General features: G+C 51.4%; 28 protein-coding genes and 1 tRNA gene. 20 read left to right on the top strand and 9 right to left on the bottom strand.

Going from position 1 to position 25,775, the window contains the following annotated elements:
• Window positions 1-52 precede the first annotated feature (52 nt).
• Complete coding sequence (locus R0135_RS00615) at window positions 53-646, top strand: hypothetical protein (protein ID WP_407348329.1); 594 nt, start codon at window positions 53-55, stop codon at window positions 644-646.
• Between the two features lie 410 nt (window positions 647-1,056).
• On the opposite strand, the gene R0135_RS00620 is transcribed toward R0135_RS00615, so the two are convergent.
• Together R0135_RS00620 and R0135_RS00625 are read right to left on the bottom strand one after the other, a co-directional pair.
• Entirely contained in the window at window positions 1,057-1,503 is a 447-nt protein-coding gene (locus tag R0135_RS00620; protein ID WP_407348330.1) for a hypothetical protein, read from the bottom strand.
• A 981-nt stretch (window positions 1,504-2,484) separates the two neighbouring features.
• Window positions 2,485-2,979 carry a hypothetical protein gene (locus tag R0135_RS00625; protein WP_407348331.1) on the bottom strand — a complete coding sequence of 165 codons (495 nt, stop codon included), beginning with the start codon at window positions 2,977-2,979 and terminating at the stop codon, window positions 2,485-2,487.
• 1,011 nt (window positions 2,980-3,990) lie between these two features.
• On the opposite strand from R0135_RS00625, the gene R0135_RS00630 reads away from it, so the two are divergent.
• Both R0135_RS00630 and R0135_RS00635 read left to right on the top strand, forming a co-directional pair.
• A protein-coding gene (locus tag R0135_RS00630) for an IS3 family transposase (protein ID WP_407348332.1) occupies window positions 3,991-5,066 on the top strand; the annotation gives its coding sequence in 2 pieces (ribosomal slippage) (window positions 3,991-4,240 and window positions 4,240-5,066; 1,077 coding nt in all).
• Window positions 5,067-5,293: 227 nt separating this feature from the next.
• The gene (locus tag R0135_RS00635) at window positions 5,294-6,004 is read left to right on the top strand and encodes a YiiX/YebB-like N1pC/P60 family cysteine hydrolase (RefSeq protein ID WP_407348333.1); all 711 of its coding nucleotides are present in this window, start codon (window positions 5,294-5,296) and stop codon (window positions 6,002-6,004) included.
• Between the two features lie 191 nt (window positions 6,005-6,195).
• On the opposite strand, the gene R0135_RS00640 is transcribed toward R0135_RS00635, so the two are convergent.
• Both R0135_RS00640 and R0135_RS00645 read right to left on the bottom strand, forming a co-directional pair.
• A complete protein-coding gene (locus tag R0135_RS00640; RefSeq protein WP_407348334.1) occupies window positions 6,196-6,639 on the bottom strand; it encodes a hypothetical protein in 444 nt (147 codons plus the stop codon).
• 163 nt (window positions 6,640-6,802) lie between these two features.
• A complete protein-coding gene (locus R0135_RS00645; protein ID WP_407348335.1) occupies window positions 6,803-7,042 on the bottom strand; it encodes a hypothetical protein in 240 nt (79 codons plus the stop codon).
• A 533-nt stretch (window positions 7,043-7,575) separates the two neighbouring features.
• Here R0135_RS00645 and R0135_RS00650 point away from each other — a divergent pair.
• From R0135_RS00650 to R0135_RS00680, 7 genes are all read left to right on the top strand, one after another.
• Window positions 7,576-8,670 carry a M48 family metallopeptidase gene (locus tag R0135_RS00650; RefSeq protein WP_407348336.1) on the top strand — a complete coding sequence of 365 codons (1,095 nt, stop codon included), beginning with the start codon at window positions 7,576-7,578 and terminating at the stop codon, window positions 8,668-8,670.
• A gap of 429 nt (window positions 8,671-9,099) precedes the next feature.
• The gene (locus tag R0135_RS00655) at window positions 9,100-10,320 is read left to right on the top strand and encodes a hypothetical protein (RefSeq protein ID WP_407348337.1); all 1,221 of its coding nucleotides are present in this window, start codon (window positions 9,100-9,102) and stop codon (window positions 10,318-10,320) included.
• A complete protein-coding gene (locus tag R0135_RS00660) occupies window positions 10,311-11,417 on the top strand; it encodes a hypothetical protein (protein ID WP_407348338.1) in 1,107 nt (368 codons plus the stop codon). The genes R0135_RS00655 and R0135_RS00660 overlap by 10 nt, the downstream gene beginning before the upstream one ends.
• Before the next feature lies 1 nt (window position 11,418).
• Window positions 11,419-12,237 (top strand): hypothetical protein, encoded by an 819-nt coding sequence (locus R0135_RS00665; protein ID WP_407348339.1) that lies wholly within the window; start codon window positions 11,419-11,421, stop codon window positions 12,235-12,237.
• Window positions 12,238-12,272: 35 nt separating this feature from the next.
• Complete coding sequence (locus R0135_RS00670) at window positions 12,273-13,541, top strand: CsgG/HfaB family protein (protein ID WP_407348340.1); 1,269 nt, start codon at window positions 12,273-12,275, stop codon at window positions 13,539-13,541.
• A gap of 593 nt (window positions 13,542-14,134) precedes the next feature.
• Window positions 14,135-14,503 (top strand): PH domain-containing protein, encoded by a 369-nt coding sequence (locus R0135_RS00675; RefSeq protein WP_407348341.1) that lies wholly within the window; start codon window positions 14,135-14,137, stop codon window positions 14,501-14,503.
• Window positions 14,504-14,524: 21 nt separating this feature from the next.
• Window positions 14,525-14,824 carry a hypothetical protein gene (locus R0135_RS00680; RefSeq protein ID WP_407348342.1) on the top strand — a complete coding sequence of 100 codons (300 nt, stop codon included), beginning with the start codon at window positions 14,525-14,527 and terminating at the stop codon, window positions 14,822-14,824.
• 90 nt (window positions 14,825-14,914) lie between these two features.
• Here the strand turns inward: R0135_RS00680 and R0135_RS00685 are convergent, their stop codons facing one another.
• The 3 genes from R0135_RS00685 to R0135_RS00695 form a co-directional block, all read right to left on the bottom strand.
• Complete coding sequence (locus R0135_RS00685; protein ID WP_407348343.1) at window positions 14,915-15,430, bottom strand: thermonuclease family protein; 516 nt, start codon at window positions 15,428-15,430, stop codon at window positions 14,915-14,917.
• Between the two features lie 223 nt (window positions 15,431-15,653).
• Window positions 15,654-15,935: a hypothetical protein gene (locus R0135_RS00690; protein WP_407348344.1), complete on the bottom strand. Its 282-nt coding sequence runs from the start codon at window positions 15,933-15,935 to the stop codon at window positions 15,654-15,656.
• A gap of 407 nt (window positions 15,936-16,342) precedes the next feature.
• Window positions 16,343-16,429, bottom strand: a tRNA-Leu gene (locus R0135_RS00695).
• A gap of 221 nt (window positions 16,430-16,650) precedes the next feature.
• Here R0135_RS00695 and R0135_RS00700 point away from each other — a divergent pair.
• The 5 genes from R0135_RS00700 to R0135_RS00720 are packed head-to-tail and all read left to right on the top strand — an operon-like array spanning window position 16,651 to window position 19,901.
• On the top strand, window positions 16,651-16,914 hold the full coding sequence (locus R0135_RS00700; protein ID WP_407348345.1) for a hypothetical protein: 264 nt from the start codon (window positions 16,651-16,653) through the stop codon (window positions 16,912-16,914).
• Between the two features lie 48 nt (window positions 16,915-16,962).
• On the top strand, window positions 16,963-18,021 hold the full coding sequence (queA, locus tag R0135_RS00705; protein ID WP_407348346.1) for a tRNA preQ1(34) S-adenosylmethionine ribosyltransferase-isomerase QueA: 1,059 nt from the start codon (window positions 16,963-16,965) through the stop codon (window positions 18,019-18,021).
• A complete protein-coding gene (gene tgt, locus R0135_RS00710) occupies window positions 18,018-19,124 on the top strand; it encodes a tRNA guanosine(34) transglycosylase Tgt (protein ID WP_407348347.1) in 1,107 nt (368 codons plus the stop codon). Before queA ends, tgt begins: the two co-directional genes overlap by 4 nt.
• 34 nt (window positions 19,125-19,158) lie before the next feature.
• Window positions 19,159-19,683, top strand: a complete 525-nt coding sequence (locus tag R0135_RS00715) for a gamma carbonic anhydrase family protein (protein ID WP_407348348.1) — start codon at window positions 19,159-19,161, stop codon at window positions 19,681-19,683.
• The gene (locus R0135_RS00720) at window positions 19,683-19,901 is read left to right on the top strand and encodes a DUF1289 domain-containing protein (RefSeq protein WP_407348349.1); all 219 of its coding nucleotides are present in this window, start codon (window positions 19,683-19,685) and stop codon (window positions 19,899-19,901) included. The genes R0135_RS00715 and R0135_RS00720 overlap by 1 nt, the downstream gene beginning before the upstream one ends.
• A 25-nt stretch (window positions 19,902-19,926) precedes the next feature.
• Here R0135_RS00720 and R0135_RS00725 read toward each other — a convergent pair whose 3' ends face one another.
• A complete protein-coding gene (locus tag R0135_RS00725; RefSeq protein WP_407348350.1) occupies window positions 19,927-21,183 on the bottom strand; it encodes an HlyC/CorC family transporter in 1,257 nt (418 codons plus the stop codon).
• Between the two features lies 1 nt (window position 21,184).
• Window positions 21,185-21,988 carry an inner membrane protein YpjD gene (locus R0135_RS00730; RefSeq protein WP_407348351.1) on the bottom strand — a complete coding sequence of 268 codons (804 nt, stop codon included), beginning with the start codon at window positions 21,986-21,988 and terminating at the stop codon, window positions 21,185-21,187.
• Between the two features lie 116 nt (window positions 21,989-22,104).
• Here R0135_RS00730 and ffh point away from each other — a divergent pair, with 116 nt between their 5' ends.
• The 5 genes from ffh to rplS all read left to right on the top strand — a co-directional run bounded on the left by ffh (window position 22,105) and on the right by rplS (window position 25,737).
• Window positions 22,105-23,478, top strand: coding sequence for a signal recognition particle protein (gene ffh / locus R0135_RS00735; RefSeq protein ID WP_407348352.1), 1,374 nt, complete (start codon window positions 22,105-22,107; stop codon window positions 23,476-23,478).
• 224 nt (window positions 23,479-23,702) lie between these two features.
• Window positions 23,703-23,969: a 30S ribosomal protein S16 gene (rpsP, locus tag R0135_RS00740; protein WP_407348353.1), complete on the top strand. Its 267-nt coding sequence runs from the start codon at window positions 23,703-23,705 to the stop codon at window positions 23,967-23,969.
• Window positions 23,970-23,981: 12 nt separating this feature from the next.
• A complete protein-coding gene (gene rimM, locus R0135_RS00745) occupies window positions 23,982-24,521 on the top strand; it encodes a ribosome maturation factor RimM (RefSeq protein ID WP_407348354.1) in 540 nt (179 codons plus the stop codon).
• A complete protein-coding gene (trmD, locus tag R0135_RS00750; RefSeq protein WP_407348355.1) occupies window positions 24,521-25,270 on the top strand; it encodes a tRNA (guanosine(37)-N1)-methyltransferase TrmD in 750 nt (249 codons plus the stop codon). Before rimM ends, trmD begins: the two co-directional genes overlap by 1 nt.
• Window positions 25,271-25,383: 113 nt before the next feature.
• Entirely contained in the window at window positions 25,384-25,737 is a 354-nt protein-coding gene (rplS, locus tag R0135_RS00755; protein WP_407348356.1) for a 50S ribosomal protein L19, read from the top strand.
• The last annotated feature ends 38 nt before the right edge of the window (window positions 25,738-25,775 follow it).

The following is a 25,775-nucleotide window of genomic DNA, read 5'->3' on the forward strand; positions in this document are numbered from 1 at the left end:
AATGGCAATTCAATCGACGCGCGCCAGGCTAGACAAAAAAAGAGGCTAAGCTTTGAAAGTATATAAGTGCGACACGTGCGGAAAGAAGCTCATTGCTAAGATAAAGGTCTGTCCGAAATGCGGGGGCGTCAGTAGCGCAAAAAAATTTTCTTCCTTTAACATTGCGGAAGATCAGAGAGTTGACACGAAAATCGTCGAGCCGGCTGTCCGGTATTTACAATCGGACATTGCAGCGACAACAACTGGAGACCAGACAGGCAATCTCGGCATCGACGGTATTGAATGGGGAGTGGAGAATCGCGCTGTAGCACCAGGCCAAAAAACGACTCAAAAAGCCCCTCTGTGGCAACGCATTCTATTCTGGTCATCGCCAGTCTGGATAGCCATCTCCATTCCCTTTGTCCTATGGTTTTACAACGAATACATCCAGGCTCCAAAAACGACCCTCGACCGTTATAGAGAATCAATTGGTGCAAACGGCTGGACGTTTTCGGATACGATGTATACGGCAATCGCTTTAGGCGTAGTTCTGGGGTTGCTCAACGCGTATGCGGAGTCGAAAAAAGAGAATGAGCAAAAGCAAGAAGAAGAACGCCGTCATCGCGAGCTACTTGAAGCAATGGAGAAGCGATCAGATTCTGAGTAACGGACCCACATCGGGTAAGCACGGCCAAAAACGCATCAGTACAAATGGCGTCGATTTGTGGCTGACTGATTGATTTAGCTCGCTGGTGACATAGTGGTTACACGGGCTTCTGGCAGCTCGCCAAAAAATTGTAATCTAATGATAAAATTGCTAGAGCCACGCGGAATTGAACCGCCGGCCTGAGCAATGATTGCGGGTCCTAGCTGAGATTTGAGCAGGACGGGGCGCAGAGTCTCCGAATCTCGCCAGAGAACACCAGTTGAAATTTACTTTAGGTTGCCGTTCTAGGTAGCGTTAAAACTACATACGGACAATGTGGTCCGTGAGGCTTTGCAATAACTTGAAGGCTTCTGACTGCTTAACCTTCGAGGGCGGATTCATTCTGGTGAAATCAGACGTACGCTTTGGCATCATCGTTTTCGCGAGATAGCATATTCCTCAAGTTCAGCTAGGCTCCCGATTCGTTGTCGACCACCCGCGGGCTCTTTGATTACCCAAAACGTGCCTTTTGATACAAGTTTGTAGCCTTTCGACCTTAATATCGCCTCTGCTGCATCGACTCTCTTTTTGCGTTCGATTATTGGAGCATTTTTACGCTGCCACTCTTCCTGCCTACGTTGATGCTCTTCCTGTTCTGCAATGGCTTCAGCCATTTCGGATTCATCTTTCAAGGATTGCACCCGGTATCGAATGTAAAGCGATTTGGCCTTGTCTTCGGAGCCGCCAGAGTCAGCAAGTGCTTTTGCCCATAATCCATTTCGTTTTTTGCTCTGAGAAAGCTCGTTAACCACTTGCTCATAGAGCGCTTCTTCTAAAAGCCTAGCCGCCGCAGAACTGCGCTTGAACTTGTCAAACAACTTGAAACTCTCCTGTTTCAAAACCTGCTGGTAAAACATTCTGGAAGAATGGCGTATCCCACTCAACATTAGCATAGTAAGACTGGAGTATTTATTTGTGAACCAACCATTGGTCGACTCAATTTACTCTCGCTACCCAGCAAGGCCGCGCCACTAATCGGCACTCTGTCGACGAGCGAGGCACACAGTACGCTCGACAATCTGGTCCGCGAGGCTTTGGAGGAACTAACCGCTATCTAAACGAACACCGACGGAACGGATGCTTACGGACGCTTGAACTCAAGATAAATAGTCAGTGGAAGTAGCCACCATAAGAAGATAGACCAGCCAATCACAGGGAAAAGTGAGAGAAACACACTAACGGATAGGACTATCCATCGTTGTTTATTTGGTAATTCCGCGTACCACAATGTCAGGTTGCGAAATTGATCGCGGAGCGTGGACTCACTATTAGAAGCCGCCGTAAAAAACTCGCAAAGGAAGAAAAAAGCGAACGTCAAAGCCGCAAAAACAATTAGTGAGATAAACGGAATATCGGACGACCCGCCCCAAGTGACTCGGAATCCAATAGCATAATTGCGAAAGCTAACGGGGTAGTCGGAGGGAATGCCGCCGATTGAACCGAGAGCTACAAACACCGCGATCGTGATCGACGCACGAACTACAAGCCTTTTGAAATCCACAAATGCACCTATTCGCCACTCGATATGACCGGGGATACTAAAATTTCTTTGGCTGCAAGGGAACACCAGCCAGTTTTTTAAAAGGTGCGGCCACTTCTGACGTTCCCCCGCCTGGTCGAACTCTGGTGCGATGCCCCGGCGCCGCTAGCTAGCTTCCTCTGGTCTGCCCCACCGAGCGCTACCCCCAAAGACCGCCCTCACCTCTAAGCCGAGGCTTGTCAGCTTCGGCTATGCTTGCGTGCCTCGACGATCTAGGCGCGTCTGAAGACGTTCTGGGGGCTTTTAGGGCTACGGCTAATTAGCTATCGCACAGCAGACAGGGCTGCGGCTTCCAGTTCGGCTCTACGTCCTTCCTGATGTGATTGTATCTAGCGATCCCGCACGACACTGCAACATAGGTACCCAGCAACTCTTCTCCATGCGCGGTCAGCTTGAGCAAGCGGCTCTTCGGATTCGTGTAGTCAATGCTCTTCTCTACAAGCGGATTGGTCATCTTGGGTAGGCCGAATACCCCAGCGTTGCGACTGACAAAGCTTGGATCCACGCCTAGCTGCTCTGTTAGATCTGACATATTGATGCCTTCGGCGCCAGCTTTAGCGATACTCAGAAGGAAGCTCATCTGCCCAATCTCTAAGCGCGATTTACTGAGGCTGTCCATTAGATAGTGAAGTCCCTCAATATTCGCGTCAGCGAACTTGCCTACGAGGGGGGCGAATGTTGCGACGGCACCTGGCACTCTAGCGCGTGTTGTTTGTTTTTCTTGCTTATCTACGTTACCGGTACCTGTGTTCATTCTTCGTATTCCCCTGAAAGTGCGCGTAACAAGCGTGTAATCACAATGCAAGGCTATCAAGTCAGCGCGCTGACTACATCATTGAAAAGTTGTCACAAGAGCCTCAATTGACTATCGGTCATTGGGTCACCAATAAACTCAGTCTTGGGTGCGGATTATGTGCAAGTTTGAATGGTGGCAGCGACCGTACTTGTAGTGCAAATCGAGCGGCGCGCAACAATTCATCGTACTGAAATCGCACATGATCTAAAGTCGAAAAATCTACCTTCAAGTGCAGATCATTAGACTTTTTGTTGTAAAAAATTAACAAATAGCCATACTGCTAAGCACCGGCTAAGGAGGCTCTACAAGTAAGGGATTGAATGAACAGGTCGAGACTCCAAATCCTTACCCACGCTTTTTGCAACGTGTTTTTTCTTCCCTCACTTTAGTTGAGTGGGTGTCCGAATAGTTTTGGTGCTCTGAGAAGATTCTGCCTAGCAAAGTTTATGTAAGGGCGGAGTGGTTATATTCGTTTTGATACTCGCAATGATGTTTCTGGGCTTCAGCCTCTCGATAGCATCTGCAAACTAGGGAAAATAAAAATGGAAATAGTAATAGGATTAGTAGTGGGGTTTTTCGTGCTTAGGGCTATATATGGCGAAATTGCGTTTCGTCTTACGAGGACCGCCAACCCGCATTTAACTCGAGAAGGTTATAAGCTATTGAAGAAGCAGAATCGCGGATGATGCATTCAAGCTGGAGATATTGGCCAACACCATATTCGGCCTTATTAGACTTTCCATTGCCTCCGACTTGAGGAGGCTAACGTCTAAGAATAGGCGAAGCCAGCCACTTCGGATGTTCTCAGATATGGCGCGGAGTGGCCTACTAACCCTGCGTTGCTAGCTAGCCTCCACCGTCAGCCCCACGGGGCATTCGTACAGGCCGCTGCCATTGACCTATCCCCCGATATTAACGCCATGAACAGGATGAGATTTCCAGCTAACCTAGCACGATGGAGATTTCACGATGAAGAAGCGATACACCGAAGAACAGATTATTGGTGCCATCAAAGAGCATGAAGCAGGAGCCAAGGTTGACGATATCTGCTGCTCGCTCAGCATCTCGACGGGCACGTTCTACAACTGGCGAAGTAACTACGCCGGGCTTGAGGTAAACGAAGCCAAGCGCCTTAGAGAACTAGAGTCCGAGAACAGCAAGCTAAAGAAGCTTCTGGCGGAGAAGCTGCTTGAGAACGAGGCGATGAGGGATGTGCTCCAAAAAAAGTGGTAACGCCTGCCACTCGAAAGCATGTTGCTACTCATATGATTGAAGCCGGCCATTTGAGCGAGCGCACAGCATGCAATTTGGCGGGCGTCAGCAGAACTGGTTATCGGTACGCGTCGAAGCCGGCTCGTGACGATACATTGAGGTCTCGATTGAAGGCACTGGCGGTGGAGCAGTCAGCCTACGGCTACCTGCTGTTACACGGGATTTTGAAGAACGAAGGTCTTGTCGTGAATAAGAAGCACACCTATCGCCTTTACACCGAAGAAGGGCTTCAGGTGCGCACAAAGAAGCGCAAGAAGCTACAGAGACCCAGGCAGCCAATGGAAGTGCCCTCGCGCGTCAATCAGCGATGGTCGATGGATTTTGTGTCAGATCAGCTCAGTAGCGGCAGAAGATTCCGTGTACTAAATGTCGTTGATGACTTCTCTCGTGAAATGGTCGGGCAACTTGTTTCAGTGTCGATCACTGGCTCGCAGGTTGCTCGTTTTTTAAACGAGCTATTCGAAGGTCGTGCGAAGCCGCGGACGATTATTTGCGACAATGGCACGGAATTTACCAGCAAAGCGATGTTCTTCTGGAGCCAAGAGTCCGGAGTGAAGCTCGGATTTATCCAACCAGGAAAACCAACACAAAACGCATTTGTGGAAAGCCTTAACGGCAAGTTCAGGAATGAGTGTCTGAACCGTCACTGGTTCCGCTCACTCGACGACGCAGAGACCGAAATCATGCTGTGGCAACACCAATACAACAACGTTCGACCGCACAGCTCGCTGAACTATTTACCGCCGGTTGCCTTTGCGAGACAAGCAGCATAAATTCTGGAGATCTCATCCAAGTATTGGTTTTAACTTGGGGGAAAGGTCACCCTCAAAGTATGTCGCTAGCGTTACCGAGCCTCGTGCGAGCGACAGCTGATTATCGGCCGGTCGAGATCGTCTTTATTCGCGACATTGGCAGAGTCACGCTGTAAGCAAAGGTTGGCGCTCTGTGTTAAAAGTAGCACCCACTAGTCACTTGGGTTTGATTTTTCACAGGAGATGAGATGAATCCTGGGGACGTACTCTTAGTTCGCGGTAATGGGAGGTTTTCAACACTCCTCACCACGGCGCAGAAGCCATTCTACTCAGGTGTAAAGTCCAGCCATGTTTTGGTTAGCCTTGCAGAGGGAAGTTTCGTGCACGCAACCATGGATGGTGGGGTTGAGATTGTATTTTTCGACGAGGTGCTACCAAAGATCGAGCCTTCATGGCGTGCTGTCCGTTTAAAAGTCCTTAGCGAGTCTGAGCAAGAAGAGGTAATGAAGGCAGCCATTTATTATTTTCATCAAGCGTACAATTCCAAGTACTTCCATATTGAAACGGAACATTCTTCTTTTTGTTCTGAATTGGTAGCGAAGATCTATCGAAAGGCAGGCGTGAAAATCCTTGGTGGAAAGGCTCCTAGCAAAACGATTCCAGCAGATTTCGACAGGGCTTGTGACTGCCAAGAAGACTGGGAAGAGGTGACGGAAGAGCTGGAGGCCGTGTTCGATAAAATGCAAGAGTCTATAGATGAATATAAATTGGGCTTCTCAATTATGTTAAGCGCGATAGAAAAGCGAAGGCTCTCGCTTAAACTCAATAGTCAAATATTGAGTGGTATGGAAGAAGCGATGGACGCAGGGGCGATCAGCGAAGAGCTCTTTGAAAACGCAAAAGAGCGAGAAAACGATTTTTTGTCAAAGAAGAGTATCTCGTTCTGGGACGAGGAATAAGCGTTAAATGGCCAACAAGGCTTTGTCGGCTTGCCGGCTTCTTTACGCAACGTGGAGCGGCAATTAAGGCGGCTAGACTACACTCTGTCAGAGCTTATTCAACGTGCCACCCTGTCTCTTCTGATCGATAGCACGCATCTCTGCGCCTGAGATCGTCTCTGACGTTGGCCAAAATGAGCTTCACGGAGAGACTATGCATGCTTCTCTAGAAACAACTTCATTTGTGATGACAGAGGTTCGGTGTATGAGAAATCTCCGAACTTTTCCTTAAAACCGGGCCATATCTTTTTGAGTTCCCCACGGTTTCTTGAGAATGGGTGAAACCATATCCAATCAAGCTTGTGGTTACCATTTTCTGTGGCAAGAAAGCATCCACCACCAATTATCCGATAAGGGTAGTGTTCGATATCTTTCACTAGATCCAATGCGCGCTGAGTTATCAAAAACCCAGTGCGATCCGAATTTTCTTCATACTTACAGTACTGTGTGAAATCGTAACCGAACTCTTTCTTGAAATACCCAGCTAAAATTTCGAGGGCGCTTTGAAGCTCGTCATCAGAAGACGGCATGATGTAAAAAATTTTCGTATGTTTGTCGTTGTTTTCGATTACCGGTGCATCTATTTTGTATGTCATACGTGTCGTAACTTCTCAAAAAGCAAAAAAGGCTGCCACGTCCCGCTTGACTAAATTGCGCCGTAACTTTGGTTACCCCGCTCGCATAGCGCCATTACTCGTTTGACGTGTGCAGCCTGCCAAGGATCAGAATGCCAGCTCCAACGTATCATGGTATGAAAGGTTACGCCTGAATGCCATCAGTGGGCACGAAGATCGTCACGGGATCAATAAGCATCTCAGCGACTGCAAAGCCCAGTGCGACACCCAGTAGAAACACAGCTAACCACCAAACTTTTTGAATGCGTTTTGAGCGGCGTATTGCTGCCCGCTCATTCTCAAGGAGTTGTTGTGTTCTGCGAGCCTCCACCATCATCGCGTCGAGGCGATCCTGGGCGGCTATGAGTTGTTCGCGTTCGTCCATCAATAGAGTTTAGCGCGGTCGGTAGTGGGGCCAAACAGTGGCGTTTTCCAGGACAGAACGCTACCCATTGCCTACCCTAAGAAAATCAACGTAGTCTGAAAGATCTGCCAAAACGGGCGCGGAATCGGCGTTCTACGGCATCTGAGGCCCCACCCCCAACAAAGGCGCTCAGCAGACTTTGCAGTTATCAGGCCTACACACCCGACGCCAAAAACACGTTCCTATTAAGGGCGCCTCCCTTGGGCCGTAGCGCACGCGGGAGAACGCTTCTACGAATACATCATCTGACCTATGCCTACCTACTGCTTCGCGAACCTAGGTTGCTGGAAGTACCCCTACGCGTACGGAAATGATGCTCCATGACATTGTAGACAGTGAGTCACATCACAATTTACAAAAACTTAGTTCATCTATTCACATAATATTGACATGGGTCACTGGCTTTCGAGGGGGGCGCGATTCACTATCAATGCATATTCTCGGTTAATTGGCGACTGCTGTTAGTCGAGGGATTCATTGAGTGGGGAGCGTAGATGAAAATTCAGTTGTCAGTTTGTTATCGTTTGATTCTGTGGTCGGTATTGGCCGTCGGTTTCACTTCGGTGGGAGGGTGCGGAAGCATGCAGAACAAGCCTCCAGAGCTAGCGAAGGCTGATATTGAGCGAACCGCTCGTGAAATCCGGTCTTATCCGCTTCCGATCAAAAAACGTGTTTTAAGTGAGCCTCACGCGGAGGGTTCATTGTACCGAGTCAACCAGAAAATTCGCGATGCGGCGACATCGGTTTGTCGTCATGTCGACGAAAATTCCGTTTGCTGGTGGGACGTAGATTATGACAGCGAGCGCGAGTTAAACGCTTATGCGACGGATGAAAACCGAATCGTCGTTTTTCACGATGTTATGGCGTATTCCGCAAGCGATTCAGAGATCGCTATGGTGTTAGCCCATGAAATGGGGCACCACATAGCCGACCACATTAGTGAGTCGCAGGGGCGAGCTATGGTGGGGGCACTGCTTGGTGCAGTCGCTATGGCAGCGGTCCAGGCTAATGCAGGTCCTTGCTACAGCTACGCGTGCCAGCAAAATAGTCAAAATGCTATCAGTAACATGGCTGAGGCGGGGGCGTTAATTGGCGATCGCGCGTATTCCGTCAGACAAGAGAAGGAGGCTGATCTGATCTCGGCCTACATTCTGCAGCTTGCCGGGTATGACCTTTTTGCCAGCAGGCAAATGCTGCTGAAGATGGGAGCCGCGAGCGGGCGAGAGAAAACTGGATTTTTGGCAACTCATCCTGCGGGTCCTGAGCGCCTCGCTAGCTATGACAAAGTTATCAGTCGCGTGTTGAACGACCTAGATGGTATGCCTGGCGGCGAATCAAAGCCGGACGTAGCCGTGGAGACGGATGTCATCGTTGCGGTTCACAATTCGAGTGGTTCGACTCAGCAAGTGACTCCCTTAGGCGTATTGCAGGCGGAGGCAGATGCTGTTGCCGAAGCGATGATGTGCATTAGTTCTATTCGACTAGATAAGGTGTCTGACGAGAGTGAACACTATACTGCCGACTGCGGCGACGGTGAGAGCCTAGATATAGAGTGCTTTGACGGCGGTAGCTGCTACATACGAGATTAAATGAAGCTGCCTATGAGAATACGATTTGCCTTTGGGAACTCCCCTACTTGGGGCGTGCATCACGGGTGTAGCGGAGTCTCACCTTGACCTAAAACTGCCTCGTATTACTAGGTTGCCGCCCCCCCTCCCTCTGCGCGGGCGGAATTGATGTTCCACGGCATGGCGGCTGGTGTTGGAGCACGCTGTTACGTGCCTAGATGTAAATGGGCGGCGCCGCAAGAAGTTCAAAAACACTTAGGAGGATCACATTGAGATAATTATATTCATAGTTTTTGTGACAATTATGGACAATTTGTGTAGTCTGTCCTAGGTCACAAAAACAAATCCCCGCGCAGCTTCTTTATTATTGTCCGTTCGTTTGCATTAGTGATTTCGTCTTGCGGCTTCGTGTTTAGACGATCACGTGGTGGTGTCTTTAAGGTGGGCGGCTTGCACAAAATTCAAGTAATAAAAACCTTCGCTTCTGAAGTTTCGGCGTCACTCAACAAGCAGGGTATTAAGTTAGGCACTGTGTTGTTGATCCTGATCACGGTTGTGCCGTTTTCTCAGATGTCTGCAGCAGAAACTTCTGTGCAGTTCGCTGGGTTTTCTTACATATCGGATTATCAAGATATTGATCAACTCTTCCCATTGAGCAATAAAGCCAATCGTGGAGGTGCTGCCTCACGTGGAGCAATAGACGCGGAACTGGGCAACAGACTCAAGAGCGTGTCCCCGTCAGGTTACAGACTTGATGTGGATGTGTTGGCCAAACCGAATGCAGACGCTATCGTCACTAGCCTCGCATTAACGAGAGAAGTCGTCCTTGTCGAGAAGATCGATGAGAACTACAAATTACTCATTCAGCTTTCTGCTAGCGCACTGTTTGTCGACTTCGAGAGTATGCAAATACTAAAGGAGCAGCCGATTAATGTGCAGTTTGTTGATGCAAAACCAGAGCCCTACACCGATCGAGAGATCGAGCAGGCGGTTGAGCGGCTTTATTTCAACCCTGGGAAAATCGATCTTTTAGGCCAATACATCGCCGCTTTGAATGGTTACAGCCCTAAAAGGAATTACTCAAATACGATCCGGGTCGGCGACGTAATCGTTGACGATTCGGTGTCCGAGTTTCTTCCTGAGTATTTGCAGGCTCAAGGATCGCTAGAGGCGATGCTCGCACAGTCAATCGGGAAAAGCCTTGTAGAACATCACAATGTGTCGCTGCTGCCGTTTAAGAAGGGTTATGCAATTGGCAATAAAATGTCCATGCGATTTGCGGACGGAAAGGTATTCTCTTTGGCGATACCCGAGCCGGACTTCGAGTTATCCATCCAGTTGGAAGCAATAAAAAAGGTGCTTTTTTCTGACACCGCGGCCGGTCAAACCTGGGTTTACGGCGTCTTGAGTAGCTTCGAGGTTATCGAGCCATTGTCCCAAAAAACCTATGCCAAATTTTCTTTTAAAAACGGTGTCACAAAGGTGGTTCCGCGTTCTCAGCGTCACTGGGAAGATTGGCCGCCCTTCGAAGAAAGTATTCGTGCTGGCTATTCGAAGCTGTCTTTAGCGTTGGTTTCACCAACCAAGCAGTTCAGCAAAAGGCACCTTGGCGGCGGCAAGGAAATCGATCAATTAAAGAGTTTTATGGGGGTATTAGACAAATGCAAGTAGTCACAAGACTTTTGAGCTTAGCAATCGCGTTTATGTTGCTACTGGGCCTGCCTTCTCTGTCGACGGCCCAAACTGTTGAATCCAAGGGCATAGCATCGTTCACATATAGCTCTCGGTTTGGCCCATCGGCTGAGGATCGAAAGCGGGCTGTAGTCCAAGCAAATATGAGTGCGTTGGAGCGGTATCTTGCAAATAGCAGCGAAGCAAAATACAAGACGTTTGAGCAGCATCGAAGTGAGATCGAAGGAGCGTTAGGAGACTACATTATCGATCAAGTTATGATCTCGGAGGACACAGACAAGAAAGCCAAACGATTAGAAATTGTTTTGCGTGCCACGATTAATGCAACCAGATTAAACGTTTTTCTCGACAGCAAGTCCTCCGTTCAGGCCGTCTCATCGGGGGAGCGTTCGTACATGACTTTTGTTTTTGTTGCTCGTGCGCAGACTTCGGTAAAGTCTTACAAAGCGAGAGAGTTTGACCGAGTCGATGAATCTAGCGCCGTTGAGGGCTATGAAGCACAGCAGGGATCAGGCGCAAACGTTGTGTATGAAGCGGAGGAATCTCAAAGTACCACACGCGAGTCTGGCGGCAATAGCACTCAAAAAAGCGATGTAGTTATGTATGACGTTTTTTCTTCTGATGGTGCCAATACCGCTATGTCCGAAGTTTTTTCCACGGCTGGTTATGAGGTCGTAGAGGCAGAGTATCTTGTTGAAGAGTCTAAAGGATTAATTGATGTTGATCAGTTTCAGGAAGATTTTGGTGTTGGGGATGATATAGGCGGCTCGACACGACGAAATGCTGTTAAGGGCCTGCAGCTGCTGGAGATACCTTACCTAGCGTTAGGTACGTTAGATATTGGGGTCAAAGATATCGACAGTGCTTCTGGTTTGACTAGGGTTGCGGTGTCGGTAACAGGGAAAGTTTTAGACGTAAGTAGTCGTTTTCCGAAGACGATAGCTGCCGTAGGGCCTGTCCAGCAATTTGGCCTAGGTCCAAGCGAGACTGTTGCTCGGAACAATGCGCTGAAACAGGCGGCTCAGATAGCGGCTGAGGAGCTAACAAATCAAATGAATGCAAAAGGAGTGTATTGATATGGCGGTTTTGTCCGAAGCAAACAAGAGAGTTTCGAAGTCGATGGCTGCGAATGTTTTGGCGGTATTTACGGTAGTGGTTGTGAGTTTAGGTGCGTCGGCATCTTACGCTCAGCTGGGCGGTTTTGGTAAGAAGCTTTCGGGGATGCTGGGCAATGACGATCAGGTGGAGGAGCCTGTCGAGGAATCGCAAGGTGATGCAGCTGATGTTTCCGCAACAGTGACTGACGAGGCAGGGGCGGCGGCTGTGCCTATGGATGCTTTGTCTATGCAGGATGCTCTTGTGGTTAATTACCTTTCGGCGGCCGCGCTAATAAACCAGTCACAGATATTACTCGCAGACGCATTTGGGCTCAAAGATGAGGCTGCGGAATTGCGCGCGCAAAGCGAAGTCCTTTCTGGGGGCACTGTTCTTGACAAGGATGCACTTGAAACCGCTTCGGAAGTAAGTGAACGCGCCAATGAGGCGATTGCCAAAAAACTTGCCGAAGGCGAAGACTTAACTGACGATGCAAAACAAATATATGCTTCCGCGTTCGGTCCATATCTCAAAGGCTTAGCATTGACCGCCGGACTTTCAGATGACTTCGGTTCATTCGGAAACGCAGCCAAAAACAGATTAGTGTCGGCCCCGATGATGCAAAAGCTTTCGGTGAAAAAGGAGCTTGCTGCTGGTACATATATTCTTACTTCGGTTCCTGGGTTTACCAAAGATTTGTATGACACTAGTAAATCGCTTCTTTCTTTTGCGAGCGCGCAATCAATCCCGGTACCAGATGACGCCACAGACGCATTGGAAAGTTTGGATTTTGGATTTTAGAAGCAAGTCGCACCCTGCTTTAGAGGAAGATTGTTGTGAATCGATTCATGCTTGGAATTATTCTGCTCTTTCCGTTGCTCGCTTTTGGGCAGGTTGAGGTGGTGGAAGTAGAGTCGGAAGGGACTGGACCGACTCTTGCGATTGCTATCAACGAGGCTTTAATGCTCGCAGTTGAGCAACACCAAGGAAAGAAAGTTGGTCGAGCTTCCATTATGGCGGATACGGACCTTAAAATTCAGGCTAGCTTTGGCGACAATTACTTTCAGTCCCCCACTTACATGGATTTGGTTTATTCCAAGAGTAGTGGCGCGGTTAGTGGATACGAGATTCTCTCGAAGACTGAAGATGAGCCTGGGGTATGGAGCGTGACATTGAAAGCCAAATTGTCACGTTACCAACCCGATCCGTCTACCAAAAGAACGCGGATCGCGGTTCTCGACCCCAGATCGGATGTTGGAAGTTATGCTATTTCGGGTCGCTCTATCCCTGCATCTCAGATTGCTGATGCGCTGAATCAAAGGCTCACTAACCGCCTAACACAAGCTAACAAGTTTGCTGTCCTCGATCGTAAATTTGATAGCGATGCTTCGGCAGAGCGGGCCATGTTGCAGTCTGGTGATGCGCCTCTAGTCGAGACGTCTCGCCTAGGTCAGCAGCTCGGTGCAGACTATTTACTGGTGTCCAAGGTCACTAATTTTCGTTATTCCGAGACTATGCATGAGACAAGAGCAACTGGGCGAAAGTACTCGACTTACGGCGGTAAGGCTGCGCTCGACTATCGTTTAGTAAACCCAGCAACACAGCAGATTCTGTCTAGTGACACAGTCACCACGCAATTGAGCCCCGAAAGTTCGATGACTACGAGCGAGGTAGTCTCCTATTTGTCAGACGGTCTCGCTGCGAAAGTCGTAGATAGGGTGGTCAATCAAATCTATCCCATAATGCTACTTAGTTCGGCGAACGGAAATCTTGTGTTTTCTCAAGGTCAGGGACAACTGAGTCCGGGCGATCGATTCAAGTTGTATAGCTATGGAGATGAGCTAATTGATCCCTACACTAATGAGAGCTTGGGGCGGACTGAGCAATACCGTGGGATAGTCGAAATCGTCAGGGTTGCGCCGAATTTTTCGTATGGGCGACCAGCTGACGCCGGCTTGGAAGGCTCTATTAATCTTGACGTAGAGCAATATGTGCTTCGTGAACGGATCGATCTTCTCAATCCGGGGGTTGAATCAGACCAGGAGATTCAGGAACTGATTGAGGCGAAGAAAAAGAAGAAAAAGTCAAAAGAAGAAGAGTGGTGAATGCGGAAGCGGACCTTCTTACTTTCCCTTTACCGGCCACGCCCACACGACCATAGGATCTGGCGCCCGTGCGGCGCCGCAGTTAATGCTTCACGGCTTCTTATGCCACACCCCCCAGTACAAATGGCCGTCGCCATTTGCAGTTGTAATCTACACACCCGACGCTAAAAATACGTTCTGGTTACAAGCGTCGTCCCTGGACCTTAAAATGCGAGAGAACGCTTCTGCGAACACGCCGTCTGACCTTGACCTACCGCTACCTACTGCGTCGTGATCCTGGGTTGCTAGAATCCCCTCTGCGCGGGCGTAAACGATGTTCCAGAGCATCGTGGATGGTTTACTGATTGGGCGGGGCTGGTAACCGTCGCCGAGGAGTTTAATCTGACCCTGGCGCATATGGGGCCTAACCCTAGAGTTCGCCCCAACCCACAACAGTGGGTTACTGAACTGAGTTGGTGGCAGACCACATTTCAACTGCCATTAGTCAAATTTTTTGTGATTTTTTTTTTGAAACTTGCACTTCTAAAGTGGCTGTGTGATTGTGGCAGTTGTTTCGTGTCGTCGGTCCAAATCGGTTAAATCTAGGAGAAACAATGTCTGAACCTTACGTACAAAGCCCCGCTATGGTGAAGAACCGCCCAATACTCTTCGTGCTTTGCTTATTACTGATCCCATTTTTTGGGCTTGGATTAGCAATCTTAGTTATCTGGTATCTGCAGTGTAAAGCTACGGTAGTGCGTGTATCGGACGGCGAAATCATGCTTGAGAAGGGTTTGTTGAGTAAGGACAGGACGGAGCTTAAGCTCTCGAACATTCGTTCAACTAAGCTCGTTCAGTCGTTTGGGCAGCGTATCTTCGGAACGGGGGATGTTCAGGTCTTCACTGCAGGAGATTCCCCTGAGCTAGTTGCTTCTGGAATGCCTAAGCCACAGGAGCTGAGGCAGCTCCTCAAAGGCGGCTAACGATAAGGGAGCGCTGAGCCTGTGGAGAAAGACCAAAAAGAAGCCGTAACGATTGTTGTTGCAATATCCGTCTTACTCCTCGTTGGTGCTATTGGGATCTTTATTCTTGGACCCGAGGCTTTTTCAATTATATCCGCATCAACAGGCGATGGGCTCGGCTTAAAAGATGCGGCGGTTCTCGCGTTTTTCGGCACCTTAATAATCATGATATTGCTTACATTGGTGGCTGGTGATGGTCTGATCGGCGAGATCCAATTTGTGCTGCCCGGGTTTGGCGTTTTTTTTCTAATCATGTGGTTGATGATGGCTTGGGTATTTTAACGACAAGCTTGCCAGGACTCTTCGGAATCCAGCCAAACTTTTAGACCCACCCAAGTTAATTACAACTTTTTTATAGGAAGTATGATGCATTCACTGATCTGATCTGCCCCAACATTCCGACGGAGCAATTTGGTCTGGATCAGCCCACAAGCCTCTCTTAGCCTCCTTTGCATTAGTCTCTGCTTGCATCGGATTCAGATCATCTCGGGCGTATTGTCGATACCACCAGGCACATCCGCTCTCGACCATCATCACGTTGATGTTCTTACCGTCCAGGTAGATGACGCCAATCGTCCTTCCGTAAAGATCCGTTCCTTGGGCCTCGACCCCAATAGTTGTACCCGCTATGAGTCGTGAGACTTCGCGAGTCGCCGCTTTCCCAAATGGTTGCCCCTTCTCAGGGGTATCAATGCCATGAAGCCGGATACAGACTGTTTCATTCGTCTGTAGCTCAACGATGTCGCCGTCAACGACGCGAACAATCTCGCCTGTGGGACCAAACCCTGCTGGCGGGATCGGTTGTGAGGTATCAGGCTTGGATGCGGTATTTGAAGAATCAGATGTGTATTGAATGTCAGCACGATTCAGAAGGCTTGCTGCCTTCATATAAACATTAGCGAAGTACCTATCTACAGTTCGTGCAGCGCGATCTGGCCATGTCACTGCCCCTTGCATCACGTATTGCCCGGCAGAAGCGAGGACAGTAATCAGCAGAATTTAGGTCGCGAAACGATGTCGACTGCGGTTGTTGTATTTCAATGCTTTTCCTAGAGGTTTGCTATCCGCCACCGTTGTCTCCGACGCAGCGACTTAGCCAAGCTTGGTGCGGCTAGTGGAGGACATCACCTTCGCCAGACTCCTTAAGCACTTCCTCGGCAATAGACCGGCAAAATACGGCTATGTCTTTCGGCGTAGTGGGAAATCGCTCTGCGTGTAGTTGAACTGCGGCGCACAGCATGAGGTCTGTAGCACGCTCATCATCAATGCATTCCTCTTCCTTTGCGGCGGTAATCATGCGCTCTAGGAATAGGTGCATCTTGGCTCCGATTCGGCTGCCATGTTCCTGCTCTTCTTCAGAGATTACTTCGGGGTAATCACGTTCGTCGGTCATTGGTAAGCGCCAGCTGAAAGAACCAAGGGTGAGGCTATCGCTTTTCTTATGCGAGGACATCATGGGTGACTGGCAGTTTCTTTGGGTTCGCAGTCGAGAAATCAGAACAGAAAGACCCCCACCCCCAAGAAAGGCATTGCCGAAGGTTCAGGGTTATCGGGTTTACACATCTGGTGGGCTGGGCGGCCTGGAATTGGAGGGCGTTACGGGGATTGTCGTACCCACATATATACACCCGATTGAATGGCGGGCGGGGAGGGGTGTTCATTGCCAGCTTAAGCTGTGTATTGGGCGAGTCAGCTTATTGCGCAGGTGTGCATGGTGTGTGCATGATAAATGCGAGCGCAGGGGTGGTGAGCGCCGCCCGAAAGGGCTCAGCCATAAACCATTGAAATAAAGGGAAATAATGGTACCGAAGGCCGGACTCGAACCGGCACACCTGTTAAGGCGGGGGATTTTGAATCCCCTGTGTCTACCAATTTCACCACTTCGGCACAGAAAGGTTTCGCCGCCCACTTACGGGGCGGGCGCGAGTATAACAGCGGACAAAGCCGTCTCGCCATAACTTGTCTACAAATCGTGATATTCATCATTCTTCAGGCTGTCCGACTGCTGGATGATTCTGTACACTTCGCTCGCGCCGCGACCAGCGCGCTAACTGAGTATCCGCCCCCGTACCGTAAGGTGCGCCGACAGAGAGAAAAGAAATATGACCATGAAATTAGTCAAAAAGACAGACGATTACAGTATCTTTCAGCGCGGCGATGAGCGCTATGCAGTTAAGGATGCAGCCAAGAAGCCTGTAAACGGCGAAGAGAAGGTACGGATCCTCCTCGAGGAAGGCCTGATCAAGGTTGCTGAGCCTGCTGCTGTGGAAGCTGTTGTCGAAGAAGCGCCGGCAGAAGAAGCCGCTGCAGAGGAAGCGCCCGCTGAAGAAGCTGAGGCAGCTGCAGAGGAAGACGGCGAAGACAAAGAATAATCGCTATTCACCTATGGATTGCGCGGTTCGCGCCGCGCGTTTCCCATCATGCAACGCTCTGATTTTAGCTACGAACTGCCCCAGGAACTAATTGCCCAGCAACCCCTGTCGGAACGCTCGGCAAGTAGATTGCTGTGCGTAAATGGCGGAGCTGACACGATGGCTCATCGTCAATTTTCGAATCTACCCTCGCTATTGAATCCTGACGACTTATTGGTTTTTAACAACACGCGAGTGCTTCCCGCACGTTTGTATGGCGTCAAAGAAACCGGCGGGCGGGTAGAGATTCTTATAGAGCGCCTTACAAGTGAGAACAGTGCACTAGCTCATATCAGGGCCAGTAAAACGCCGCGTGCCGGGCAGACCATAGCCCTTGCAGAGCAAGCCGATTCGCCAGCAACAGAGTTGACGGTCAGCGTTGATGGCCGTGAGGGCGAACTGTTCCAGATTAGCAGCACGGCAGCGCTTGGGCCCATGTTGGCGAAAATCGGGCATATGCCTTTGCCCCCCTATATTGATCGCGCTGATGCCATAGAGGATCGAGAGCGCTACCAAACGGTATATGCCAAACGCGAAGGGGCTGTTGCGGCGCCCACGGCCGGGCTGCACTTTGATCATGCGCTGCTTGATACGCTGGATAATATGGGTGTGAGGCGCGCGCAGGTGACTCTGCATGTGGGGGCTGGCACATTTCAGCCTGTGCGCAGTGATGATATTCGGGAGCACCAGATGCATGCTGAATACCTCGAAGTAGACCAGTCAGTGTGTGATGCTATTGCAGCAACACGTGAGCGTGGAGGGCGGGTTGTCGCCGTCGGTACCACCGCTGTTCGAAGTCTAGAGACCGCTGCGGCCTCGGGGCGGCTTGCCCCCTATGTCGGCGACACGCGTTTGTTTATTTATCCGGGCTACGCTTTTCAGTGTGTTGACGCCATGATCACCAATTTTCATCTCCCGGAGTCCACGCTGCTGATGCTCGTGAGTGCATTTTGTGGCCGAGATCTTATGCTGGATGCTTACAAGGCGGCGGTGGCTGAGCGCTATCGCTTCTTTAGTTATGGCGATGCAATGTTTCTTACTCCAACGCCTGAGGCTCGTCCCCAATGAAGTTTGAACGTCTTGCGAGCGATGGCGCCGCTCGGCGCTCTCGTTTGCATTTTGCTCGAGGCGTTGTGGATACGCCCGCGTTTATGCCCGTGGGTACTTATGGGACCGTGAAGGGCATGCTTCCCAGGGATGTGGAGGCTCTGGGCGCGCAGATTATCCTTGGCAATACATTTCATCTTTGGCTGCGTCCGGGGACGGAGGTCATCGCAGCCCATGGTGACTTACACGATTTCATGCAGTGGCAACGTCCCATCCTTACGGACTCCGGCGGCTTTCAGGTTTTTAGCTTGGGAGCGATGCGTAAAATCACTGAGGAGGGTGTGTCTTTTCAGTCGCCGGTTGATGGTGCCAAAGTGTTTTTGGATCCAGAAAAGTCCATGGCGATCCAGCGGGCTCTGGGTAGCGATATCGTCATGATCTTTGATGAATGTACGCCGTATCCTGCTACCTATGATGAAGCTGAGCGTTCCATGGAGTTGTCTTTACGCTGGGCCAAGCGCAGTCGCAGGGCGCACGGCGACAGCGAGTCAGCCTTATTCGGCATAGTTCAGGGCGGTATGTATCAGGACCTGCGAGCGCGCTCTCTCGAAGGCCTGGTCGACATTGGTTTTGACGGTTACGCCATCGGTGGACTCTCGGTGGGCGAACCCAAAGATGAAATGCTCAAGGTGTTGGAGGGGCTGCAGCCTTTACTTCCAGAGAGTCATCCCCGGTACTTGATGGGGGTAGGTACGCCTGCAGATCTCTTGGAGGGTGTTCGTCGGGGGATCGACATGTTTGACTGTGTGATGCCCACACGAAACGCGCGCAATGGACATTTGTTTACTTCCAGCGGCGTGATCAAGATTCGCAACGCAAAACACCGCCATAGTACAGCGCCCCTGGATGACAAATGTGGCTGCCACACCTGTGCCAACTTTAGTCGGGCTTACCTGCATCATCTGGATAAGTGCAACGAGATACTCGGCTCTCAGCTCAATACACTGCACAATTTGCACTACTATCAGGACCACATGCGGGGCATTCGGGAGGCGATCGAGGGGCAGCGCCTCGATGAGTTCGCAGCCCGGTTCTACGATGCGCAAGAGATCGTCCCGCGCTAACTAGTGATTAATCAGTTTCAGGGAGAGTCATAGCATGTTGTACAAGCTTGGAGATGCCAGTCCAGTACTGGAGGGCGAAGGCCATTTCATTGCGCCAAATGCCGCTGTGATTGGCAGCGTGACTCTAGGCGACAAAAGCAGCGTGTGGTTTTCCTGTGTACTGCGCGCCGATGTGGAATCCATAGAAGTCGGTTCGGGGAGCAATATTCAGGATGGCACTGTCGTGCATGCGGACCCGGGGTTTCCTGCCCGCATCGGCGACAATGTCACCGTTGGGCATAATGCAATGATTCATGGCTGCACCATTGGCGACGGAACTTTGATTGGCATTAACGCAGTGATCCTCAACGGTGCGACCGTCGGCAAGAGTTGTCTCATAGGGGCCAATGCCTTGGTCACCGAGGGCATGGATATTCCCGATGGCTCTTTAGTAATGGGTTCACCAGCAGTCGTGCGTAAAACCTTGAGTCCTGATCAGCAGGCGATGCTCGCCCTCAATGCCGATCACTACTCGAGCAATGCCGCACGCTTCAATAGCGAGCTTGAGGCGCTTTTGTAATGGATGATAGTAATCGGTCCATTGATGCGGCGCAGGCCGATCCTGCCTCGCCCTGCATATCGATATGTGCGTTGGACGAGAATGACATTTGCATGGGTTGTTATCGCAGTGCTCAGGAAATTACCGACTGGTTTATGGCCAGTGCCGACGACAAGCGAGCCATGCTGGCACTCGCCAGAGCCCGGCGTGAGGCCGACAACCCCATCAGGCTTTTGTAGAGTTAAAGCGCATGGCCTTTAAGATCTAATCCGAGGGTCGGCCTCGAACGGCACGAACTACATTGCCCTCAAGCTCCAGAATTTCGAAGCAGTACCCGCCGATACGCAGCCCTGCGTTAGCGTCCGGAAATGACTCAAGGTATTCAAGCACAAGGCCAGATAAGGTTTTGGGGCCATCGGTAGGCAGCTCCCACTTCAGGGCTTTGTTGATGTCTCGCACACTTGCGCCGCCGTCAAAGACATAACTGCCGTCGCGTTGCGGATAGATTTCGTCTGAATTGTCGTTCAGATTGGATGTAAATTCGCCGACAATCTCTTCCAAAATATCGGCCACGGCCACCAAGCCAATCACATCGCCGTATTCGTCAACAACCAGTGCTAAACGAAACTTTTTCTGCTGGAAGTTACGCAACTGGGTATGTAGTGGCGTGCTCTCGGGTATGAAGTAAGGCTTGTCCAACACGTTTAACAAGCCGCTGCGAGACAGGCCATCTCGGTCGACGATGCGGCTCACATTGCGCAAGTGCAGGACGCCCTCGATGTTGTTGCTGTCTTCGCGCCAGACCGGCAGCAAAGTATGACTGCTGCGGTGAATGGTTTCTAAAATGCTGTCGTCGCTTGCATCCAGGTCTATGCCGTAGAACTCATTTCGTGGAACCATGATGTCGTCGACAGTGACGCCTTCCAGATCCAGAATATTGACCAGCATGCCCCGGTGGCGCTGCGGGATCATAGCGCCGGGGTCCGAGACAATAGTGCGCAGCTCCTCCCGAGACACCTTGTCTTCGCCTGCCTCATTCATATTTACGCCGAGCAGGCGCAGCAGACCATTAGTCACCCAGTTGACTGTGGCAACCAGTGGTATGAGTAAACGCATGAGTGGTAACAAAATCAGACTGGCCGGAAATGCGACTTTTTCTGGGTAAAGTGCCGCGATAGTTTTGGGTGTTACCTCGGCAAAAATCAATATCACCAGAGTGAGAAGGATCGTCGCAATAACGATGCCTGCATCCCCGTAGAGTCTAATAGCGATCACCGTTGCGATGGCCGAAGCGGCGATATTCACCAGGTTGTTGCCGATGAGAATCAAACCGATGAGTCGATCCGGGCGCTCCAGCAGCTTGCTCGCTCTCAAAGCGCCCTTGTGCTTTTGTTTGCGAAGGTGTTTCAGGCGATAGCGGTTGAGGGACATCATGCCTGTCTCGGAGCTCGAGAAGAAACCAGACAGAAGGATCAAAGCCGCCAGCACGGCAAACAGCAGGCCCAGAGGTGCGTCGTTCAAGTCAGCCTCTCTCTAGAACCAGTTCAAGCACAAGCTTGGAGCCAAGGAAGGCAAGCATCAGGATCGTGGAGCCGGTCACCGTCAGTCTCACGGCTGTTTGACTCCGCCAACCAAGCCAATGGCGACCGCAAAGGAGTACCGCAAAGAGTACCCAGGCTGCAATGCTCAGAACTGTTTTATGCACGAGGTTCTGGGCGAAAATGTCTTCCATGAATATCACGCCAGTGCCGATAGACAACGTAAGACCGATGAAGCCGACCCAGATGAGCTCAAAGAGCATGCTTTCCATCAACTGCAGCGGAGGGAGGATACCCAGCAGTCCGCCCATTTGACGTCTTTTAAGCTGCGCATCCTGGGCCGCAAGCAGTGCCGCCTGAATGGCTGCCAGTGTAAGTAAAGAGTAGGCGACTACCGAGCTGCCGATATGCGCGGCAACTCCCAGGGGAAAGGCGTGATCCCGAGAGCCAGTGTCCGGGCCCAGGGTGGCAATGAGTATGGCAACCGCCGATAACGGAAAAAGAATTACCAAAAGGTTCTGCAAAGGCCGTTTAATGAGGGCGAGCATACAGATGGAGTTGATACCGAGAAAGATAAGCGAGAAGATTCGAAAGAAACCGAAGTTCATACCACTGTGGTCGTAAATATTGTGCCAGGTCAGATAGGCGTGGCAGCAAAGGGCGAAAACGCCAATTACCACGAGGCTTCGGCTGAGGCTGCCGCGGTGCTGTAGAGCGCTTGCTAGCTGAAGGCCCGCAGCGGCGAGATAGAGCAGTGCAGCAATAACGGCTATAAAAGCTATGGACATGGGTTTGGGGGCCGGCTCCGCGGCGCGTATACTTGCGCACCCTTGTACCTACTTGTTACTGCGTAATCAATAGCGCGCTTGACTTGAGTGCGCGCCCTAAGAGGACGTTTTACTACATGTTCCAGAATCTTTCCGAGCGATTGACCCAAAGCCTGCGAGCCGTCACCGGCAAGGCACGCCTCAGCGAAGAGAATATTCAGGGCACTTTGAGAGAAGTGCGCATGGCATTGCTCGAGGCGGACGTTGCCCTGCCCGTGGTTGTGCAATTTGTTGAATCCGTGAAGCAGCGAGCCCTGGGGCAGGAGGTGATGAGTAGCCTTAGCCCGGGGCAGGCCTTCCTGAAGATTGTGCAGGCTGAGCTGGAGTCGGTGATGGGCTCAGCCAATGAGGGCCTGAATCTTACAACCCAGCCCCCCGCGGTGATTTTGTTGGCCGGTCTTCAGGGTGCAGGTAAAACCACCTCTGCTGCGAAGCTTGCAAAGCTACTTAAGGAGCGCGATAAAAAGAAAGTCACTGTCGTGTCTGCTGACGTTTATCGTCCCGCTGCGATCAAGCAGCTCGAGACGCTCGCGGCAGAAATCGGTGTCGATTTCTTTCCCTCAACCGTCGATCAAAAGCCCGTAGACATTGCTTTGGCGGCGCGTGAGCACGCTCGAATTCAGTTCAGCGATGTGCTGATTGTGGATACGGCAGGGCGTTTAGCCATAGACGAAGCCATGATGGCGGAGATTGCGGAGCTCGAAAAGGCGGTGACTCCGGTAGAGACACTCTTCGTCGTTGACGCAATGACCGGGCAGGATGCTGCCAATACGGCCAAGGCCTTTGGAGAGGCGCTGCCCCTGACCGGCGTGATCCTCACCAAGGTAGATGCCGATAGCCGTGGCGGTGCGGCGCTCTCGGTACGTCAGGTCACAGGAAAGCCTATTAAGTTTCTGGGAGTGGGCGAAAAGACCGAGGCGCTGGATCCCTTTCATCCGGACCGGTTGGCTTCGCGAATCCTCGGTATGGGTGATGTGCTGTCCCTCATTGAGGAGGTCGAGCAGAAGGTTGACCGGGTAAAAGCCGAAAAGCTCGCCCGAAAGGTCAAAAAAGGCAAAAAATTCGATCTCGAAGACCTCCGAGATCAGCTGCAGCAGATGAACAATATGGGCGGCATGGCTAGCATGTTGGACAAAATGCCTGGCATGTCGGGCATGGCCCAGGCTGCTCAGTCCCAGATCGACAACAAGGCCTTTTCCCGTATGGAGGCGATGATTAACTCCATGACTCCCCGGGAGCGTCGCAATCCGGAGTTGATTCAGGGGACTCGCAAACGGCGGATTACCCGGGGGTCGGGCACGCAGGTGCAGGACCTTAACCGCCTTTTGAAGCAGCACAAGCAGATGGCCAAAATGATGAAGAAAATGAAGGGCGGAGGCATGGAAAAAATGATGCGTGGCATGGGCGGGATGATGCCTCCCGGCGGAGGCGGCTTTCCGCCTATGCGCTGAGGCCCCAAAGTTTCTCTAAGCGCCCGCAGATACTGGAAAAATCACTTTTCAGAGGGCTTTCATCGGGCCCTCATATTCTGTATGATGCGCCACCTTTCGCAGGGGTCCAGATAGCACTAGCTTGACGGTTACCCGAAATTATCGAGTATTTGTCGATAATCTGCGCCAAAACGCCGATTATGGCGACCGGCCGCAGGTTTTCGCAGGAGTGAGTTGGCAAGGCAATGGTTACTATTCGACTGTCACGCAGTGGCGCAAAAAAACGTCCTTTTTATCACCTGACGGTGACCGATAGCCGCAGATCACGCGATGGTCGGTTTATCGAGCGTGTAGGGTTTTTCAACCCTGTAGCTCGTGGCCAGGAAGAGCGTCTGCGCGTTGATCGCACACGCATTGAGTACTGGCAGGGCCAGGGCGCGCAGTTGTCTGCTCGCGTAGCGAAGCTCCTCAGCGTTGCTGAGACAAGCAGCGAAACCGCCGACGCGGCTTAAGGCCTCTCGGGCATGAGTTCGCCCGAGGAAGAAATGCTACTCGCCGGCAAGATCACCGGCGCGTATGGCATTAAGGGATGGGTCAAGCTGCACGCTTTTACTGACCCACCCGAGAATTTTTTTGCCTTCAGTCGGCACCAGGTAGTTCGGCGAGGGCAGCCCGAGGCCATCCAGTTTGAGGATGGACGCACTCAGGGAAAAGGTTTGATAGCCAGAGTCGTTGGGGTGGATACCCGAACAGACGCCGAGCTACTCAGAGGCACGGAAGTCTGGGTTCCCAAAGCGGAGTTACCGGTTTTGGGTCCCCAAGACTACTACTGGCACCAGTTGCAGGGATTGCAGGTGTGGACGGAGCACGAGGGGCAGACTTTACTGCTCGGCGTGGTAGACCACCTCCTTGAGACCGGGGCAAATGATGTACTGGTACTGCGTCCCTGTGATGGCAGTATCGATAAGCGAGAGCGGCTTATCCCTTATCTTCCTGACGATGTTGTGTTGGAGATAGATAAGGAAGCGGGAACTATGACTGTAGTTTGGCACCCGGAAGATTAATGCGGGTTGCGCTGGTTACTCTTTTTCCGGAGACGCTCGGCTTGGTGAGTGAAATAGGAGTGACCGGGCGCGCGGTGCGTGATGAGCGATTGAACATCACAGCGATAAACCCTCGGGACTACACCGAAGATCGTCATCGCAGTGTTGACGATCGGCCCTACGGGGGCGGTCCCGGAATGGTGATGCGGCCTGAGCCTCTCGCCGCTGCCCTTGAGGCAGGGAAGGATTACGCAGGTGCTGGTGCGCCGGTTATATATTTGTCGCCCCAGGGTCGCAGATTTGACCACGCCAGAGCGAGAGAACTGGCGTCGCTGCCGGGGATGGTACTGCTTGCAGGGCGCTACGAGGGTGTAGACGAGAGACTTGTGAGGTCTGCGGTGGATGAGGAGTTGTCCATTGGAGATTATGTGTTGAGCGGTGGAGAGTTGGCCGCACTGGTAGTAGTAGACGCTGTTTCGCGCCTCCTGCCGGGAGTTTTGGGTCATGAAGACTCGGCGAGCGAAGATTCGTTTGCACAGGGATTGTTGGACTGCCCGCACTTTACGCGGCCAGAGCACTACGCGGGGGAGGACGTTCCTGCGGTGTTGCTGAGCGGAGACCACGCTGCGATCCGGCGTTGGAGATTGAAGCAGTCTTTGGGCAGGACTTGGGAGCGGCGTCCGGATCTGCTCGAGGATTTACAGCGCACCAGAGCGCTGACGGCTGAGGAGCAAAAGCTTCTGGCAGAGTACAAGAGTGACGCGCAGTAGTATGCGTGGGAGCAGAGTGGTTGAGTCAGTAAGCATCGAGACGCGACCCCTGAAAAGAGAATTTAATACAGGTTCATCCCCTGGATGATCGAAGGTAGTTTGGGAGCAAGAAAATGAACACCAATGCAATAATTTCTCAGCTTAATGCTGAGCAGATGGACAAGGAGTTGCCCGAGTTCGCGCCCGGTGACACCGTAGTTGTTCAGGTTAAAGTAAAAGAGGGCACCCGGGAGCGTCTCCAGGCTTTTGAGGGTGTTGTGCTGGGTAAGCGCAATCGCGGCCTCAATTCTGCCTTCACAGTGCGCAAAATTTCCCATGGCGTGGGCGTTGAGCGAACTTTCCAGACGTACTCCCGTTTGCTCGAGTCCATCACGGTGAAGCGCCGCGGTGACGTTCGTCAGGCGAAGCTTTACTATTTGCGTGAGCGTTCCGGTCGTTCTGCGCGAATCAAAGAAAAGTTGGGTTGATTGTCGAGCCGCTACCGCGGCTCCTTTGACCTTAAGAG

It is taken from the genome of Congregibacter variabilis (assembly GCF_045689235.1).
In the GTDB taxonomy this organism is placed as follows: Bacteria; Pseudomonadota; Gammaproteobacteria; order Pseudomonadales; family Halieaceae; genus Congregibacter; species Congregibacter variabilis.